Origin of the sequence: Loktanella fryxellensis (assembly GCF_900110065.1) — a bacterium.
Taxonomy (GTDB): domain Bacteria; phylum Pseudomonadota; class Alphaproteobacteria; order Rhodobacterales; family Rhodobacteraceae; genus Loktanella; species Loktanella fryxellensis.
Window position 1 is genome coordinate 1 of the sequence record NZ_FOCI01000008.1, and the last position, 18,077, is coordinate 18,077.

Consider the following 18,077-nt stretch of genomic DNA (forward strand, 5'->3'; position numbering starts at 1 on the left):
CACCGCGCAAAAATGCCCAACCATGGGAACCAACCACCGCCGGTGCCATAGCCAGGAATGATGCGCTCCGCGCATCGAAGTGTCTGGGTCGGGCGCTCTGGCGGAACTGGAGCGGATACCACCGCCGGAGCCGCGTCGAGACAAAGATGCATTGTGTAAAGCTGCTGGGCCAGCGGCTGATGGCTCGGGACTTCGACCGCCAGGTCGCAGAGGTCCAGGTGCGCATCGCTATCCTGAATGGCTACACCGCCCTTGGCATCCCCGTCACAAAGGCAGTGGCATAAATCCGTCTGGGGTAAGGGGAAAACCGTCCGTCAGCTGATTTGCGCAACAGAGTCAGTTCTTACTTTCCATCTTTCGAGTCCTGTAATTCGCACTCCTACAATAGGAAGATCCACCATGATACCTGTTCACGCTTCCAGCCGCATTTGCGCCTGACCCCTCTTGGAACAGCGGGTGGCTGGCGCCCCCGACATGACCGGAGCCACCCATGTATCATCGACGCCCCTCGCGCCGACATCTGAAGATATCTCAGTCCTGCCTGCTTTGCCGGCGGGACCTGATGTGTCGACCTGTCCTCACCTGAAAGACGTTCACCTTCGGCCCCCCTGACCTTCTCTCGAGATCGGGAAGACCGCCATGTCCAACATCCGTCCCATCATTGACGGGGCTCTGCCTCGACCGAACCGGCGTGCCAAATTCGTCAAGCAGAAGAAGGCGACGGCGGCCTACATTGCGCACCCCATCCGTGCTGCAGACCAACTCGGCCTGACAATCTAAAGCGTGACAGTCGAAAGCGAAAAGGTGTGTCTGCAGCTGGCGTTTTCCAAAGCAAAATCCGCTGTCATAGGTTTGGCTTTGGACGCAGTGCGCCCGGGTATATGTTCGCTGCGACATCACATGGTCGACGGTGGCTGAGACATGACATGTTCGTTACTCATGCGGGTCGCCAGGCGGGGCGTCACGCTGGAAAGCGGGCGTGAGGTTCGTGGTCAGACACCGGTTTTGCTCAAAAAACGTGTCCATCCGCCCCTTTCGGGGCCGATGGACAAACTTTGGCTGCTTCAATGGACAAAAAGTAGGTCATAATGGACAAACTTTGGCGGTCGTTTCAACACTCGCCGACATCGCCCTTTACCCGCATTTGGAAAAGCCGCAGCTGCCGCAGGTCATGCAGCCTTCGACCATGCGCAGGTCGTAACTGCCGCAGGATCCGCAGGCCTTGCCGCGCGGCGCCGCCCCGAGGGACACGACGTCGGCCTGCGGATCGGACTTCAGCCCGGCCCCCTCGCCCGACAGGAACCCCGTCGCTACCATATGCTTCTCGATCACGCCGCCGATCGCGGCCAGGATCGAGGGGACGTACTTCCCCTGCACCCACGCGCCCCCGCGCGGATCGAACACCGCCTTCATCTCCTCCACCACGAAGGTCACGTCGCCGCCGCGCCGGAACACCGCCGAGATCATCCGCGTCAGGGCCACGGTCCAGGCGAAATGCTCCATGTTCTTGGAATTGATGAAGACCTCGAACGGCCGCCGGTGCCCGCCCACGACCAAATCGTTCACCGTGATGTAGATCGCATGTTCACTGTCGTGCCACTTCAGCTTGTAGGTCGCCCCTTCCAGCTCCGTCGGGCGGTCCAGCGGTTCGGTCATGTAGACGACCTCGGCCGTCTCGCCATCGGTGCGCACCTGAACGGGGGCGGCCTTTTCCTTCGGCTTGTCCTCTGACACGCTCAGCACCGATCCGGTCACCGCGTTGGGCCGATAGGTGGTGCAGCCCTTGCAGCCCTGATCCCAGGCGGCCATGTAGACCTCCTTGAAATCGTCGAAGCTGATGTCCTCCGGACAGTTGATCGTCTTCGAGATACTCGAATCCACCCACTTCTGCGCCGCCGCCTGCATGCGCACATGCTCCAGCGGGGCCAGCGTCTGGGCGTTCACGAAATAGTCCGGCAGGGGCGCGTCACCCTTCAGGTCGCGCCACATCTGCACCGCGTAATCCACGACCTCCTCCTCGGTCTTGGTCCCGTCCTTTTGCAGCACCTTGCGCGTATAGGCATAGGCGAACACCGGCTCGATCCCCGACGACACGTTGCCCGCGTAAAGGCTGATCGTCCCCGTCGGCGCGATCGAGGTCAGCAGCGCGTTCCGGATGCCGTGCGTGCGGATCGCATCGCGCACGTCTTCGTCCATCGTCTGCATCGTGCCGGACGCGAGGTAGGCGTCCGTGTCGAACAGCGGGAACGCGCCCTTCTCCTTGGCCAGATCGACGGATGCGAGGTAGGCCGCCCGCGCGATGGCCTTCATCCACGCTTCCGTCTGGGCCGCAGCCTCTTCCGACCCGTACCGCAAGCCGACCATCAGCAGCGCGTCGGCCAGACCGGTGACGCCCAGACCGATGCGGCGCTTGGCCTGCGCCTCGGCGCGCTGCGCGTCCAGCGGGAACTGGCTGGCATCCACCACATTGTCCATCATCCGCACCGCGGTCGCCACCAGCTCGGTCAGTGCTGTGGGGTCCAGCGCGGCGTCCGGCCCGAACGGGTCCGTGACCAGACGCGCCATGTTGATCGACCCCAGCAGGCAGGCGCCATAGGGCGGCAGGGGCTGCTCGCCGCAGGGGTTGGTGGCGGCGATCGTCTCGCAGTAGTTCAGGTTGTTGGCCGCATTGATCCGGTCGATGAAGATCACGCCGGGCTCCGCCACCTCATAGGTCGACTTCATGATCGCGTCCCACAGGTCGCGCGCCTTCAGCGTGCGATAGACGCGGCCCTTGAACACCAGATCCCAGTCGCCCCCGGCCTTCACGGCGGCCATGAACGGGTCCGTGATCAGCACGCTCATGTTGAACATGCGCAGGCGGGCGGCGTCGTGCTTGGCGGTGATGAAATCCTCAACGTCCGGGTGGTCGCAGCGCATGGTGGCCATCATCGCGCCCCGGCGCGATCCTGCGGACATGATCGTGCGGCACATGGCGTCCCACACATCCATGAACGACAGCGGGCCGCTGGCATCCGCCGCGACGCCGTGCACCACCGCGCCCTTGGGCCGGATCGTGCTGAAATCGTATCCGATCCCGCCGCCCTGCTGCATGGTCAGCGCCGCTTCCTTCAGCATGTCAAAGATGCCCGCCATGCTGTCCGGCACGGTGCCCATGACGAAGCAGTTGAACAGCGTCACGCTGCGCGCGGTCCCCGCCCCCGCCGTGATGCGGCCTGCGGGCAGAAAACGAAAATCCGACAGCGCCGCGGCGAACCGCGGCTCCCACGCGGCAGGGTCGGTCTCGACGACCGCAAGCGACTTGGCGATTCGCGCCCAGGTGTCCTGCACGGTCACATCGTGCGGCGTGCCGTCGGCCGCCTTGAAGCGGTATTTCATGTCCCAGATCTGCTCTGCAATGGGGGCGCTGAAAGGGGTCATGGCGGTGTCCTGAGGCTGGGAAGATGCACGTGGCAAAGAAGCCTTCACTATGCCGAAACCGTGCGCGGCGCAATCGTCCCGCAGCCTTCCCTTGCGACGGCAGGCGTGATAAACCGCCGCACATTCCACAACATCTGGACAGGTACCGTGGCGGATCACGTAAATCTGGTAAAACTTTCCGTCGGCACCGAGAGCATCGACGACATGCTGACATGGCAGCGCCACCGGTCGGCCCAGGTCAAGGACGGCCAGTATTACCACGTCACCCGCATGTGGCCCAAGCGCGAGGCAGAGCTTCTGGACGGCGGCAGCATCTACTGGGTCATCAAGGGCGTGATCCAGTGCCGCCAGCGCATCGTCGCCCTGCGCGAGATCATCGGCCAGGACGAGATACGCCGCTGCGGTCTGGTGCTCGCCCCAGAGGTGATCCGCACCGCCTCCACGCCCAAGAAGGCGTTTCAGGGCTGGCGCTACCTCACGCCCGCAGATGTGCCCCCGGACCTCGGCGCACGCCAGCAGACCGAAGACGCCCTGCCCCCCGAACTGCAAAAGGCGCTCGCCGCCATCGGCGTGCGCTGAGCCCCCTCCGCAAGCGCGCCCCACCACCACTTGCCATAGGCCCCCTGCCCGGCCCCGACCACGCTCATCCGCCGCACACGACCCCGCCGCACGGACCTGCGCACACCCGTTCACGCGCCACCCTGCCACCGCACACCAACCCGCCGCCACCGCGCATCCCATCCGGCGCGGCTTTGACAGAACCCCGCATCACGGCCACCGTGTGCGCAACGACCAACCGCTGCCCGCGATCCCTCCGTGCCGCGCCCCCATGCCCGCTACCGATGCCTCATCCTGCCCCAAATATGCCCCACCGGAGGATGGGCGCTCTCCCCGACCACTTGCACCCCTCGCCCCCTCCTCGCTTTTTCCCCAAATACTCCCCCCGGAGGGTCCGACGCCTCGCCAGGCCATGACCTTGCGTGATGCCCGGTGACAGCCCTGCCGCGACGTTGCACACTCCTCCGCAGGAGGAGCCTCAACATGACCATTTTCACCAGTCCATTCCCCGACATCGCCCAGCCCGACATCTCGATCACCGACCGTGTGTTTCAGGGCCTGCGCCCCCGCCCGGACGAGGTCGTGCTGACCGATGGCCCCACCGGGCGGACCCTGACGGCGGCGCAGTTCATGGATCAGGTGGAACGCCTCGCGGGTGGCCTGACCGCCCGTGGTCTGGGGGCCGGTCAGACCATCGCGCTGATGGGGCCCAACTGCCCCGAATACTGCGTCGTCTTCCATGCCGTGGCCTTTGCGGGCGGCACGATCACCACGATCAACCCGACCTACACGGCGGCCGAGGTGCGCCATCAGCTGCAGGACAGCCGGGCGACGTTCCTCGTCACCGTGCCCGCCTGCCTCGAGATTGCCTGCGACGGCATTACCGGCACCGATGTGACCGGCCTCGCGCTGATCGGCGCAGCAGATGGCGACACCCCCGACCTTGCGTCCCTCATGGGCGATCCGCTGACGCGGCAGGTGCCCGTCGATCTGGACGCCCACACGGTCGTGCTGCCCTACTCCTCCGGCACCACCGGCCTGCCCAAGGGCGTCATGCTGTCGCACCGCAACCTCGTGGTGAACGTCGATCAGATCATCACGGGTGCCGGTTTCGCGAAAGGAGAGGTCGCCGCCGCCTTCCTGCCGTTCTTCCACATCTACGGCATGACGGTGCTGATGAATGTCCACCTCGCCGGTGGCGGCGCACTGGTGACCATGCCCCGCTTCGACCTCGAGATGTTCCTGCGGATCAGTCAGGACCACCGGTCGGTGCGCATGTGGATCGTGCCGCCCGTGGCGCTGGCGCTGGCGAAACACCCGCTGGTGGACAATTTCGACCTGTCCGCGCTGCAACAGATCTTCTCGGGCGCAGCCCCCCTCGGGGCAGAGCTGTCGAACGCCGTGGGCCGCCGCCTGAACTGCGTGTCGCTGCAGGGCTACGGCATGACGGAACTGTCCCCAGTCAGCCATCTGTCACCCATCGACAACGCCAAGGCGGGCGCATCGGGCCTCGCCGCCCCCAACGTCCAGTGCCGCATCGTCGACATCGAAACCGGCACGGATCTGGGCGCGGGGGCCGAAGGCGAACTCTGGATCAAGGGGCCCAACGTGATGCAGGGCTACCTCAACAATTCCGCTGCGACGACAGCCACGATCGTGGACGGCGGCTGGCTGCGCACCGGCGACATCGCCCGCATCGACCCGGACGGCCAGATGCATATCGTCGACCGGCTGAAGGAGCTCATCAAATACAAGGGCTTCCAGGTCGCACCGGCAGAGCTGGAGGCGGCCCTGACCGCGATGGACGGCATCACCGACGCCGCCGTGATCGGCCTGCCGGACCCCGAGGCGGGCGAGTTGCCGATGGCCTTCGTGGTCCGCACCGCGGATGGGCCCGACGCCGACGCGATCAAGGCGCATCTGGCCACGACGCTGGCGCACTACAAGCAACTCCACCGGATCGAGGTCGTGGACACGATCCCCAAATCCGCCTCCGGCAAGATCCTGCGCCGCCTGCTGCGCGACCAGCTCAAGGCCGTACGCTAAGCGCAAGCCACCGGGCGAACGACCGCCGCGCACGGCGGTCGCTCGCCCGGTGGTCGCTGGTTTGCCACGACGCATCGCTGCCGGTTTGCAAAGATGCCACATTGGTCGACCGCCGCGACGCGGCACAGGCTTTGCGAGGTCGCAGACATGCGCTAACCGGGCCGCATGGCACGCGCCCCCGCCCTTCCACTGATCCGATTGGCCCTCGTGCTGGTGCTGACCTGCGCGATGGGCCTGTCGGGGCTGGCGCACCGCTTTTCCGCACCCACACCACAGGACCCATCCATCGCCGCCTTTCTGGCGGCGGGCGGCACATTGGCGGACCTGTGCGGCGTACCGTTGGATGCGGATCACCCGGCTGGCACCGGACGGGGCGGCTGCGATGTCTGCCGCCTCGTGGCCGGCATGGCCTTGCCAGTGCCGACACCCGCGGCCACGCGCCTGCCGACCCTGCCGCGCCGCGCGTGGCTGTCGCCCGATGACCGTGCAGCCCCCGGTACGGACCGCCCCAACCTGACCTGTGCGCCACGCGGCCCGCCGACCCTGATCTGATCCGACGCCACCTTTCCGATCAGATCACGGCCCCCGCATGACGGGCGTGCCGCAACACAGGTATCATCCATGGCATTCACCTCTCCCACTGGAGCGCCGCCGGTCGCGCGCGCCGCCGACGGGACCCAGACACTCTATCGCGCCGCATGGCGCTGGCATTTCTACGCAGGGCTCTACGTCATTCCGTTCCTCATCATGCTGGCCGTGACTGGCCTTCTCATGCTGTGGATCAGCGTGCTGGCGGGCCGCGACGGCGAGTGGATCGCCGTCACCCCCGCCGCCACCAGCCTGACGATCTCGGCACAGGCAGAGGCCGCCGTGGCCGCCGTGCCGGACGGCACCCTGATGCAGTACATCGCGCCGCGTGCCCCCGACCTTGCCGCGATCTTTCGCGTCGATGCGGGCGGTGCGGCGCAGATGGTCGCCGTCGATCCTTATACCGGCAGCGTGCTGGCGGTCATGGACCGTCAGGCGGGCTGGTATGATTTCGCCTCCGACATCCACGGCACGCTGCTGCTGGGCGTCACCGGCGACCGCATGATCGAGGTCGCAGCGTCCCTGACCATGGTCCTGCTGGCGACGGGACTTTACATGTGGTGGCCACGCGACGATCAGGGGCTGCGTGTCCTGATCCCGATCCTTGCCGCCCGCGGCCGGTCCCTGTGGAAATCGCTAATGCCACCATCGGCGCGTGGATCGCCGTCGTGCTGGTACTGTTCCTGCTGTCCGGCCTGTCGTGGGCTGGCATCTGGGGCGAGCGTCTGGTGCAGGCGTGGAACACCTTTCCGGCGGAAAAATGGGGCGCGCCGCTGTCCGACGTGACCCACGCCAGCCTGAATACCGGTGCCACCAAGGACGTGCCGTGGGTGCTGGAACAGACGCCGCTGCCCGCCTCCGGGTCCGACAGCGGGGCGACCGGCCTGCCCGCAGGCTTGCCTGTCACACTGGACACGGTCACGGCTTTCGCCACGCAGATCGGTTTCGACGCGCGCTACCAACTGAACCTGCCGCAGGACGAAACCGGCGTCTGGACCATCAGCCGCGATTCGATGAGCAATGACAGCGCCGATCCCACCAGCGACCGCACGGTGCACATCGACCGCTACACCGGCATCCTCGCCGACGTGCGGTTCGCCGACTATTCGGCGGGCGGCAAGGCGATGGCCGTGGGCATCGCCCTGCACGAAGGCGACATGGGCTGGTGGAACGTCGCGCTGAACACGCTGTTCTGCCTGTCGGTGATCTTCGTCAGCATGTCAGGTGCCGTGATGTGGTGGTTGCGCCGCCCGACCGCGACCCGCAGGCTGGCCGCCCCGCCGATGCCGCGCGATATGCCGCTGTGGCAGGGCGCCGTGGTCGTCGGCCTGTTCATCTCGCTGGCCTTTCCGCTGGCCGGCGTTACGCTGCTGGCGGTGCTGGCGGTTGACGTGCTGATCGTGCAGCGGGTGCCCGCGTTGCGCCGTCTGCTGTCCTGACGCACGCAGGGCTCCGCCCCACTCTCACGCCGGGCTACACCTGACCGTGTGGCCCGGTCCCTCGGAAAGATGCCGCCTCCACCCTTCTTCTGGTCGGAAATATCCCGGGGGTCGGGGGGCTGGCCCCCCGGACGTCCCCGGTGACCAACCTACCGGGTCCACTCCGCCCATTGCTGCGGCGTGCCGGCAAAGGCGTTCAGATCGACGGGCCGCGCGATGCCCGGCACGATCCCGGTGCCGGAATACTGCCAGAACGACCACCCCTCGCCCGGATAGCGCACGGACGGATGCGCCGCGACCGACCGCAGCCAGAACTGCGTGCGCGGCAACTGCCCCAGCGCGTTCTGGGCATAGAAATCCGGCGTCGTATAGACCAGCGGCCGCTTGCCATAGTGCCGCTCCACGATATCCAAGAAGGTCAGCATGTCGGCCCGCACCTGTGCGGCAGGCGGCCTGCGGGTGCAGGTCGGCGACAGATGGTTCCATTCCATGTCCAGCACCGGCGGCAGCGCCTGCGGATCGCGCGGCACGTTGCTGATGAACCAGGCCGCCTGATCCTGCGGCGTGCGGCAGAAGTAGTAGAAGTGATACGCCCCCTGCCGCACGCCCGCCGCCTTTGCCCCGTCGCGGTAGGTCCGATACATCGGATCGGCCAGATCGCCGCCCTCGGTCGCCTTGATGAAGGCGAAGGTCACGCCCGCCGCCCGCGCGGTGTTCCAGTCGATCGCGCCCTGATAGCGGGACACGTCGATCCCGTGGATCGCATAGGCCTGCGGCAGGGTGCCGATGTTGGGATGCGGGTCTGCATCGGCAAAGACCGGGAACGTGACGGGTGTCACGTCTCCGCTCACGATACGCGCCTCGCGCTGTCCGCAGGCCGTCAACAGGACCGCCATCATGGCGCCAAGCACGAAGGTACGCATCGGATCTCCTTGGAAATGCGGCGTCAGAGAGGCACGGTCGCGCGACCCGCGTCAACCGACACATCCGTGACCGGCGCTACAATCCCAGTTGACGTTCCAGCGCCTTCCAGATCTGCCGCTGTTCGCCCGTCCATTCGGCACGCGACGTGCGGAACAGCGTCGCCTGACTGGCGTGGATCAGACCGTCGCTCAGCACCTTCAGCCCGTTCGCCCGCAGGGTTTCCCCGGTCGAGGTGATGTCCGCGATGGCTTCCGCCGTCTCGTTCTTCACCGTGCCCTCGGTCGCCCCCTGACTGTCCACAAGCGCATAGTCCGCCACCCCCGCCTGCCGCAGAAAATCCCGCACCAGCCGGTGATATTTCGTGGCGATCCGCAGCCGGTGCCCGTGACGCGCGCGGAACGCCGCCGCCGCCGCGTCCAGATCGTCCAGCGTGTCCACATCGACCCAGGCCTGCGGCACGGCGATGATCAGGTCGGCACCGCCGAACCCCATCGGAGCCATTTCGCGCACCACGTTTTCCCAGTTCACCAGCTTTTCGCGCACCAGATCGGACCCGGTCACGCCCAGCTGGATGCGCCCCGCCGCCAGCTCGCGCGGGATCTCGCCGGCACTCAGCAGCACGAGTTCCACACCGTCGACGCCTTCGACCTCACCCGCGTACTCACGCTCGCTGCCCGACTTGCGTAGGGCGATGCCGCGACTGCCGAACCACTGGAACGTCTTGTCCATCAGCCGCCCCTTGGACGGCACACCTAGTTTCAGCATCAGACCGCCCCCCGCAGCGCCAGCACCAGATCGGGCCGGATCACGCCACCGACCGCGGGCACCGCCGCCCCGTCACCCAGCCGTGCGGTCAGCGCGTCATAGCGCCCGCCCGTCGCCACTGGCGGCATCAGTGGGTCGGCTGCGTAGAAGCCGAACACGAAGCCGTCGTAATACTCCAGCGTCGTGCGGCCATAGCTGCCCTCGAACTCCAGCGCGGACACGTCAACGCCCAGCGCATCCAGCGCATCCAGCCGCGCGCGCAGCCGCGTCACCGCAGGCCCGATGGCCGGCATGTCAACCGCGATGTCGCGCAACCGGCTCAGCACATGGTCGGACGTCTCGCGCAACCCCATCAGCGTATCGAGCAGCGCCAGCTCCTCGCGGCTGATCGGCGGCGTCGCCGCATCCGTGCGCAGCGTGGCGATGCGGGCCTCCACCTCTCGCCTGCTGCGCAGACCGATTTCGGGACCGGCGGCGGCAAAGGGATCGTCCGCCCCCAGCAGTGCGGCGCGGCTCGGCGGCACCGGGCTGCGCCCGCCGAACCGGTCCAGCAGCGTGCGGAACCGCCGGGGCCGCCAGATGTGCCGCGCCAGCGCGTCCTTGCGCGGCTGCGACGTACGCAGGCCCGCCACGGCGGCCATCAGGATGCCGATGTCGCCCGTCGCTGCCCGCAGCGGCAGATCGCCCAACCCATCGCGGATCGCGGCGAACACCTCCGCATCTGCCTTTGCCGGGTTGCTGCCGTCGAACACCTCGAACCCCACCTGCACGAATTCGTTGGCACGGCTGGGGTCCTGATCCTGCTTGCGGAACACCTTGCCCGCATAGGTATAGCGGGCGGGCAGCGCGTGGCTCGCCATGTGCATCTGCACCACGGGCACGGTGAAGTCGGGGCGCAGCACCATCTCGCCCTGAACCGGGTCGCTGGTCAGATAGGATCGGCCGCGAATGTCCTCGCCATACAGATCGAGCAGCGTTCCCGCCGGTTGCAGCACGTCGGTCTGCACCACCAGCGCGCCACGCGCGGCAAAGCCGTCCCGCAGGCGGTCCGCCTCGGCCAGCACGGCAATCAGCGTCTCGGGCGTCATCGCGCCTGATCCGCCAGCATCTGTTGCACCTCGGCCACCAGATCGGACAAGCCGATCTCGCGCTGCTGCGGACGGTCCTTCCATTCCTCTGCGGTGGCGCTCTGCGCGATCTGCGCCCCAAGGATCAGGTCTTTGATCTGCACCACGCCCCGGTCGAACTCGTCGCCCCCCGCGATGATCGCGATGGGACTGTTGCGCTTGTCCGCATACTTCAACTGGTTGCCGAAGTTCTTGGGATTGCCCAGATAGACCTCAGCCCGAATGCCCGCTTTGCGCAGGTCGGCCACCATCGCCTGATACTCCGCCATCCGCGCCCGGTCCATGACGGTCACGACGACCGGCCCCGCCTCGGTCGTATCGAGCCGCCCCGTCGCATGCAGCGCTGCCAGCAGCCGGTCCACCCCGATGGACACCCCCGTCGCCGGCACCGCCTGCCCGGTAAAGCGTTTGACCAGATCGTCGTACCGCCCACCCCCCGCAACCGAGCCGAAGTTACGCACGTTCCTCTTCTCGTCGGTCACGTCGAATGTCAGCTCCGCCTCATACACCGGCCCGGTGTAATAGCCGAGGCCACGCACCACGGAAGGGTCTATGACGATGCGGTCGGGGCCGTAGCCTTGGGCGGCGAGAAGGTCATAGATCAACGCGAGCTCATCTACGCCTTCCGTCCCAACAGGGGACGCCTCAACTAATTGACGAAGATAATTAACCATCATGCCGTTGGCTAAATCACCAACTGACTTTTCACGTTCGACTAGCTTGTTAGGATTTGAACGATAGGACATCTCACGACCGATCATTTCGATCACTGCGTCATCTTGAGCATCCATCGCATCACGAACATCAACTTCATTCATGCGCTTCTCGGCTTCGACAAACCCCATCACAACCTCGGCCTGAGCCTCACTCAGCCCCGCCCCCTTCGTGAAATCCCCGCTCTCGTCCTTCCGCCCTTCGCCCAGCAGCGCCCGCACGCCCTCCACGCCCAGCCGGTCCAGCTTGTCGATGGCGCGCAGCACGATACCGCGCTCGGCCTCTTTGTCGTCGCCCGACAGTCCCGCCACCTCCAGCACGCCGTTCAGCACCTTGCGGTTATTGACGCGGATCACGTACTGCCCGGCCAGCCCCACCGCCTCCAGCGTATCCGCCAGCATCGCGCAGATCTCGGCGTCGGCGGCAACCGACGCCGCCCCCACCGTATCCGCGTCGCACTGATAGAACTGCCGGAACCGCCCCGGACCCGGCTTCTCGTTGCGCCACACCGGCCCCATCGCATAGCGGCGATAGGGCGACGGCAGGTCGTTGCGGTACTGCGCCGCGACCCGCGCCAGCGGCGCCGTCAGGTCATAGCGCAGCGCCAGCCAGTCGCCGTCCTCTTCCCACGCAAAGACGCCCTCGTTCGGGCGGTCCACGTCGGGCAGGAACTTGCCCAGCGCCTCGACCGTCTCGACGCCGGAGGTCTCCAGAGGGTCGAAGCCGTAGCGGTGGTAGACTTCGGCGATCTGCGCCAGCATCCGGGTGCGCTGCGCCACCTCGGCGCCAAAGTAATCGCGGAACCCCTTGGGTGTCACAGCCTTGGGGCGGGGTGCGGGCTTGTCCTTGGCCATGGTCGTCCTCGGGCGCTGGTGTATCTGGCGTGGCACATACCCCGCACCCGGTCGCGGGGCAATGCCTGCGGGCCCCATCCCCGGTGGCGCCCCGCGCCGCAACGCGCTAGAGACGGCCCATGACCGATACCCTGCATCTGGAAGAACGCATCGCCCACCTGACCCGCGTGGTCGAGGATCTGTCCGACGTGATCGCGCGTCAGGACCGGATCATCGACAGCCATGCCCGCCTGTTGGACATGCTGATGGCCCGCGACGCCGCCCGCGACGCCGAGGCCGGTGGCAGCATCCCCCTGGGCGACCAGCGCCCGCCGCACTGGTAAATCCGCCGCCCACCGCCCTGGGTCCGCATTCTTCTGGTCAAAAATATCCCGGGGGAGTCCGCCCTGCGGACGGGGGCAGCGCCCCCGGCACCGTCCGCCACACGCTCACCGCTCTGTGCCGGACCCCGCGACGACACCCGCGTGCAGCAGGTATTCCACCCAGTTGTCGCTGCCGGAAAACGACGGATAGGCCGTCACGAACACCGTCCGCTCGCCCAGCGCATCGATCCGTGCGCCGCAGGGCGCGCCCGATGCGGCACCGCAAAACGCCGCCTTGATTTGCTCATAGGCCGTGTCGGTGGGCGAATAGGGCCGCGTGTTGTCCGTTTGATACCGCACCCCTTCGTGGGTCGTCACGTCGCCCATTAGAACGAGGGCCGCCGTGAACTGACGCAGACAGCCGTCGGTGAACCCGTCCACGTAATGCGCGCGCGGTGCGGTGCTGGTCGGGTCCGTGTCATAGACCGTATAACCAGATGCCGTGACGACGGGCCGCCCCAGACTGCTGGCCGCCACGTCGCAGGTCATCTCGATCTGACCGAACGGCAGGCCTGCGCCCGGTGCCGCCACGGCACTGTCGACGGTGCTGTTGATGACCGGCGTATCGACGCCCAGCCCCCCGGTTCCCGCACACCCGGCCAGAACGACGCACAATCCCGCAGAACCCGCAAACCGCATCGCAACGCCCCCCTTACCCACTTGGCCGCAACCTAGCACCGCTGTCGTCCCCGGCCAGCGCGTCAGGCATCCTCGACCTCGATCACGCCGCCCAGACTGCGCAGCGCCCCCCGGACCTGCGGATTCACAGGGAAATCCTGCCCCAGATCCAGTTCCACCTCGCCCGGCAGGGCGGGGTCCATCAGGCAGAAATAGACCGGCCCCCGCGCGCCCTTCACCTTGTCGCGCACGGCGGCGCTCAGCACGCTTTCGACCGAGGCGATGGCCTCGATCCGGTCGAGGAAGACGCGCAATCCGTTGCTGGTGGCATCCACCACCGCGGTGTCGATCGGTCCGATGGACCGCGCCAGCAGCTTCAGTTGATCACTCTCCATCGTCGCCTCGACCTGCAGGACGACCTGGCTGCCCGTCTCCAGATGGGCGCGCCCCGCCTCCAGCGTGTCCGAGAATATCGTGACTTCGTATTGCCCCGTGGGGTCCGACAGTTGCGCGAAGGCAAAGCGGTTGCCCCGCGCCGACTTGCGTTCCTGCCGCCCCGACACGGTGCCCGCCATCTTGACGATGCAGGCGCCGCGCTCGGCCCGCGCCGTCACCTCGTCCAGCGTCAGCACGCCCTTGCGCTTCAACGCACTCATGTAATCGTCCAGCGGATGCCCCGACAGGTAGAATCCGATGGCCTTGAACTCCTCGGCCAGCCGCTCCGCGGGCAGCCAGTCGTCGCCACCGGCCAGACGTGGCTCGGGCAGATCGTCGCCCGCATCGCCGAACAGGCTGACCTGATTACTGACCTTCTGCTCGTGGATCGCCGCCGAATAGCCGACCAGCGCATCCAGCGACGCCATCACCCGCCGCCGGTTGCCGTCCAGCACGTCGAACGCCCCCGCCCGCGCCAGCATCTCCAGTGGACGCTTGCCCACCCGCTTCAGATCGACCCGCCGCGCCAGATCGAACAGCGTGACGAAGGGCTTTTCGCGTCCCTGACCAGCAGGCCCTTCGGCCTGACGGCCCTCGACGATCAGCTTCATCGCCTCGACGCCCACGTTCTTCAGCGCGCCCAGCGCGTAGATCAGCTTGCCGTCTGCCACGCCGAACGTCGCACCGGAGCGGTTCACGCAGGGCGGCACATAGGCCAACCCCAGCCCTTTCTTCACTTCTTGGAAATACACCGCCAGCTTGTCGGTCAGGTGGATGTCGCAGTTCATCACGCCGGCCATGAACTCGACCGGGTGGTTCGCCTTCAGCCACGCGGTCTGATAGCTGACCACCGCATAGGCCGCCGCGTGGGACTTGTTGAAGCCATAGTTGGCGAACTTCTCCAACAGGTCGAAGACCTCGCTGGCCTTCTTCTTGTCGACGCCGTTGGCCATCGCGCCCTTCTCGAACTTCGGGCGTTCGCGTGCCATCTCCTCGGCGATCTTCTTGCCCATCGCGCGGCGCAGCAGGTCGGCACCGCCAAGGGAATACCCCGCCATGACCTGCGCGATCTCCATCACCTGTTCCTGATAGACGATGATGCCCTGCGTCTCGGCCAGCAGGTGGTCGATCGACGCGTGGACCGACTCGATTTCGCGCAGGCCGTTCTTCACCTCGCAATAGACCGGGATGTTCTCCATCGGGCCGGGACGGTAAAGCGCCACCAGCGCCACGATGTCCTCGATGCAGGTGGGCTTCATGCGCTTGAGCGCATCCATCATGCCGCTCGATTCCACCTGGAAAACCGCGACCGTCTTGGCACTGGCATAGAGCTTGTAGGACGCCGCGTCGTCCAGCGGGATCGCCCCGATGTCGTACTCGAACCCTGCCGGCGGCTCGTACAGGCGCGCCCCGTCGGCGGCCACGTTCAGCGTCCGGCCATTGGCGCGGATCAGCTCCACCGCGTTCTGGATCACCGTCAGCGTCTTGAGGCCGAGGAAGTCGAACTTCACCAGCCCCGCCTGTTCGACCCACTTCATGTTGAACTGGGTCGCAGGCATGTCGGACCGCGGGTCCTGATACAGCGGCACGAGCTCGTCCAATGGCCGGTCGCCGATCACGACGCCGGCGGCGTGGGTCGATGCGTTGCGCAGCAGCCCCTCGACCTGCTGGGCATAGGTCAGCAGGCGGTTCACCACCTCCTCCGCCTTCGCTTCCTCGCGCAGGCGCGGCTCGTCCGCCAGCGCCTTCTCGATGCTGACGGGCTTCACCCCCTCCACAGGGATCATCTTGGAAATACGGTCGACCTGGCCGTATGGCATCTGCAGCACCCGCCCCACGTCGCGCACGGCGGCCTTGGACAAGAGCGCACCAAAGGTGATGATCTGCCCCACCCGGTCGCGGCCATACTTGTCCTGCACATAGCGGATCACCTCCTCGCGGCGGTCCATGCAGAAGTCGATGTCGAAGTCGGGCATGCTGACTCGTTCCGGGTTCAGGAACCGCTCGAACAGCAGGGAATAGCGCAGCGGATCGAGGTCGGTGATCAGCAGCGCATAGGCGACCAGCGACCCGGCACCGGACCCACGGCCCGGCCCCACCGGGATGCCCTTGTCCTTGGCCCACTTGATGAAGTCCGCCACGATCAGGAAATAGCCGGGGAACCCCATCTTCTCGATGATCCCCAGCTCGAACGCCAGCCGCGCCTCATACTCCGCCACCGGGGCCGCATGCGGAATCACCGACAGGCGGAACGCCAGCCCCTCCTGCGCCTGACGGCGCAACTCGGCAACCTCGTCGTCGGCGAAACGCGGCAGGATCGGCGCGCGTTTGGCGACCTTGAACGCACAGCGCCGGGCGATCTCGACGGTGTTCTCCAGCGCCTCCGGCAGATCGGCGAACAGGGTCGCCATCTCGCGTTCGGACTTGAAGTAATGCTGCGGCGTCAGCCTGCGGCGCGGTTCAGATTGATCGACATAGGACCCTTCCGAGATGCACATTAGCGCGTCATGCGCCTCGAACAGCGCGCTTTTCGGGAAATACACGTCGTTCGTGGCGACCAGCGGCAGGCCCTTGGCATAGGCCATCTCGATCAGACCGCGCTCCGACTGCGCCTCCGCCTCCGGCAGGCCGTCGCCGTCCGGGTGGCGCTGCAACTCCACATAGAGCCTGTCGCCGAACAGCGCGTGCAGCGTGTCCAGCACCTCCTCGGCCCGCGCCCGCTGGCCCTGCCGCAACAACTGCCCGAGGGGGCCGTCAGGCCCGCCCGTCAGGCAGATCAGCCCCGCATTGTGATGCGCCAGATCGTCGAAGGCGATCTGCGGCGCCGCCCCGCCGTTGTCCAGATACGCGGCGGAGTTCAGCTTCATCAGATGCATGTAGCCCGCCTCGGACTGCGCCAGCAGCACGATGGGGGCCGGATCGACGGGCCGCTTGCCCGGTTCCGTCGCCACATAGGCCAACGCCATCTGACAGCCGACGATGGGCTGGATGCCCGCCTTGGCCGCCCCCTCGCTGAACTCCAACGCGGCGAACATGTTGTTCGTGTCGGTCACGGCGACGGCGGGCATGCCCGCGGCGGCGGCCAGTCCCGGCAGCTTCTTGACGGGCACGGCGCCTTCCAGCAACGAATATTCGGTGTGGACGCGCAGGTGGATGAATCGGGGGGATTGTGTCATCCCGCCATCCTAGGCCGCGCCCGCCCCGGCGAAAAGGCGAAACGCTTAGCCATACGGCTAAGCATCTTGACTCGCGCTACGCTGCGGCGCAGGATCGCACCATGACGCTGCACCTCAATCACTTTTTCTCCGCCCTCTCCGATCCGACCCGCCGCGCGGTGATCGAACGGCTGTCCTTCGGTCCCGCCTCGGTCAGCGACCTTGCGGCGCCGCATCCGATGGCCCTGCCCACCTTCATGAAACACCTCGCCGCACTGCAACGCGCCGGTCTGGTGCACACGGTCAAGAAAGGCCGCGTGCGGATGTGCCATCTGGACGCGACACCGCTGCTGGCGGCGCAGGGCTGGCTCGCGTGGCAGCGCCGGATCTGGGAAACCCGGTTGGATCAGATCGACCAGCTCGCCCTCGCCCTCGAACGGGAGACGCTCCATGACCAATGACACGACACTGACGTTCACCCGGACACTGGCCGCCTCGCCCGCCGCCGTCTGGCGCTGCTGGACGGAACCGGACCTGATCCGCCAATGGTTCGCCCCCCGCCCGGTCGTCACGACCGAGGTCGACATCGACCCCGTACCCGGCGGCACCTTCCGCACCGTGATGGAGGTGCCGGGTCACGGCACTGTGGCGGGCGACGCGGGCTGCATCCTTGTGGCGGACCCGGCCCGGCGTCTGGTCTGGACCAACGCGCTGGGGCCGCAGTTCCAGCCCAATCGGATGGGCGACGGCCCGATGGATTTCGTGTTTAGCGCCGAGATCCAGATTGCCCCCGCCCCCGGCGGCTGCACCTATACCGCCACAGTCCGTCACGCCACGCCGCAGGCCGCCGCCGCCCACTGCGACATGGGCTTCTTCGACGGCTGGGGCACCGCCACGGCCCAACTGGAGGAGGTCGCGACGGCACTCTGACGCGCCCTGACCCTCACAAGACGCCTCCGTCCCTCGCTGCCGGACCGGGCGCCTTGCCCTTCTTCTGGTCAAAAATATCCCGGGGGACGGCGCAGCCGGGGGGCTGGCCCCCTCCGCCCTTGCCAAACGCGCCGCAACCTTG

Annotated in this window: 14 protein-coding genes and 1 pseudogene; 8 read left to right on the forward strand and 7 right to left on the reverse strand. The window is 66.8% G+C overall.

All coding sequences use genetic code 11. The features are described from left to right. Positions 1-284: transposase (locus BMX16_RS07675; RefSeq protein ID WP_342707815.1), on the forward strand; the 284-nt coding region annotated here is incomplete at its 5' end. An 850-nt stretch (positions 285-1,134) separates the two neighbouring features. On the opposite strand, the gene BMX16_RS07680 is transcribed toward BMX16_RS07675, so the two are convergent. After that, positions 1,135-3,420, reverse strand: a complete 2,286-nt coding sequence (locus tag BMX16_RS07680; protein ID WP_089901248.1) for an adenosylcobalamin-dependent ribonucleoside-diphosphate reductase — start codon at positions 3,418-3,420, stop codon at positions 1,135-1,137. Positions 3,421-3,567: 147 nt separating this feature from the next. On the opposite strand from BMX16_RS07680, the gene BMX16_RS07685 reads away from it, so the two are divergent. From BMX16_RS07685 to BMX16_RS07700, 4 genes and pseudogenes are all read left to right on the forward strand, one after another. Then, a complete protein-coding gene (locus tag BMX16_RS07685) occupies positions 3,568-3,999 on the forward strand; it encodes a DUF1489 family protein (RefSeq protein WP_089901655.1) in 432 nt (143 codons plus the stop codon). Positions 4,000-4,461: 462 nt separating this feature from the next. Beyond that, on the forward strand, positions 4,462-6,024 hold the full coding sequence (locus BMX16_RS07690; RefSeq protein WP_089901251.1) for an AMP-binding protein: 1,563 nt from the start codon (positions 4,462-4,464) through the stop codon (positions 6,022-6,024). A gap of 165 nt (positions 6,025-6,189) precedes the next feature. Continuing rightward, complete coding sequence (locus tag BMX16_RS07695) at positions 6,190-6,576, forward strand: hypothetical protein (protein ID WP_089901256.1); 387 nt, start codon at positions 6,190-6,192, stop codon at positions 6,574-6,576. A 69-nt stretch (positions 6,577-6,645) separates the two neighbouring features. Then, a pseudogene (locus BMX16_RS07700) lies at positions 6,646-8,051 on the forward strand (PepSY-associated TM helix domain-containing protein). 149 nt (positions 8,052-8,200) lie between these two features. Here BMX16_RS07700 and BMX16_RS07705 read toward each other — a convergent pair. From BMX16_RS07705 to hisS, 4 genes are all read right to left on the reverse strand, one after another. Then, positions 8,201-8,974 (reverse strand): glycoside hydrolase family 25 protein, encoded by a 774-nt coding sequence (locus tag BMX16_RS07705; protein WP_089901258.1) that lies wholly within the window; start codon positions 8,972-8,974, stop codon positions 8,201-8,203. 76 nt (positions 8,975-9,050) lie between these two features. Continuing rightward, a complete protein-coding gene (gene hisG, locus BMX16_RS07710; RefSeq protein WP_089901261.1) occupies positions 9,051-9,740 on the reverse strand; it encodes an ATP phosphoribosyltransferase in 690 nt (229 codons plus the stop codon). Next, entirely contained in the window at positions 9,740-10,828 is a 1,089-nt protein-coding gene (locus BMX16_RS07715; protein ID WP_089901264.1) for an ATP phosphoribosyltransferase regulatory subunit, read from the reverse strand. Before BMX16_RS07715 ends, hisG begins: the two co-directional genes overlap by 1 nt. Next, complete coding sequence (gene hisS / locus BMX16_RS07720) at positions 10,825-12,435, reverse strand: histidine--tRNA ligase (RefSeq protein ID WP_089901267.1); 1,611 nt, start codon at positions 12,433-12,435, stop codon at positions 10,825-10,827. The genes BMX16_RS07715 and hisS overlap by 4 nt, the downstream gene beginning before the upstream one ends. A 119-nt stretch (positions 12,436-12,554) precedes the next feature. Here hisS and BMX16_RS07725 point away from each other — a divergent pair, with 119 nt between their 5' ends. Then, positions 12,555-12,758 (forward strand): SlyX family protein, encoded by a 204-nt coding sequence (locus tag BMX16_RS07725; RefSeq protein WP_089901271.1) that lies wholly within the window; start codon positions 12,555-12,557, stop codon positions 12,756-12,758. 105 nt (positions 12,759-12,863) lie between these two features. Here the strand turns inward: BMX16_RS07725 and BMX16_RS07730 are convergent, their stop codons facing one another. Then, positions 12,864-13,436, reverse strand: a complete 573-nt coding sequence (locus BMX16_RS07730) for a hypothetical protein (protein ID WP_089901274.1) — start codon at positions 13,434-13,436, stop codon at positions 12,864-12,866. Positions 13,437-13,498: 62 nt separating this feature from the next. Further along, positions 13,499-17,026, reverse strand: coding sequence for a DNA polymerase III subunit alpha (dnaE, locus tag BMX16_RS07735; protein ID WP_089901277.1), 3,528 nt, complete (start codon positions 17,024-17,026; stop codon positions 13,499-13,501). Between the two features lie 101 nt (positions 17,027-17,127). On the opposite strand from dnaE, the gene BMX16_RS07740 reads away from it, so the two are divergent. Beyond that, positions 17,128-17,466 (forward strand): ArsR/SmtB family transcription factor, encoded by a 339-nt coding sequence (locus BMX16_RS07740; RefSeq protein ID WP_089901280.1) that lies wholly within the window; start codon positions 17,128-17,130, stop codon positions 17,464-17,466. Next, complete coding sequence (locus tag BMX16_RS07745; RefSeq protein ID WP_089901282.1) at positions 17,456-17,935, forward strand: SRPBCC domain-containing protein; 480 nt, start codon at positions 17,456-17,458, stop codon at positions 17,933-17,935. Before BMX16_RS07740 ends, BMX16_RS07745 begins: the two co-directional genes overlap by 11 nt. Positions 17,936-18,077 lie beyond the last annotated feature (142 nt).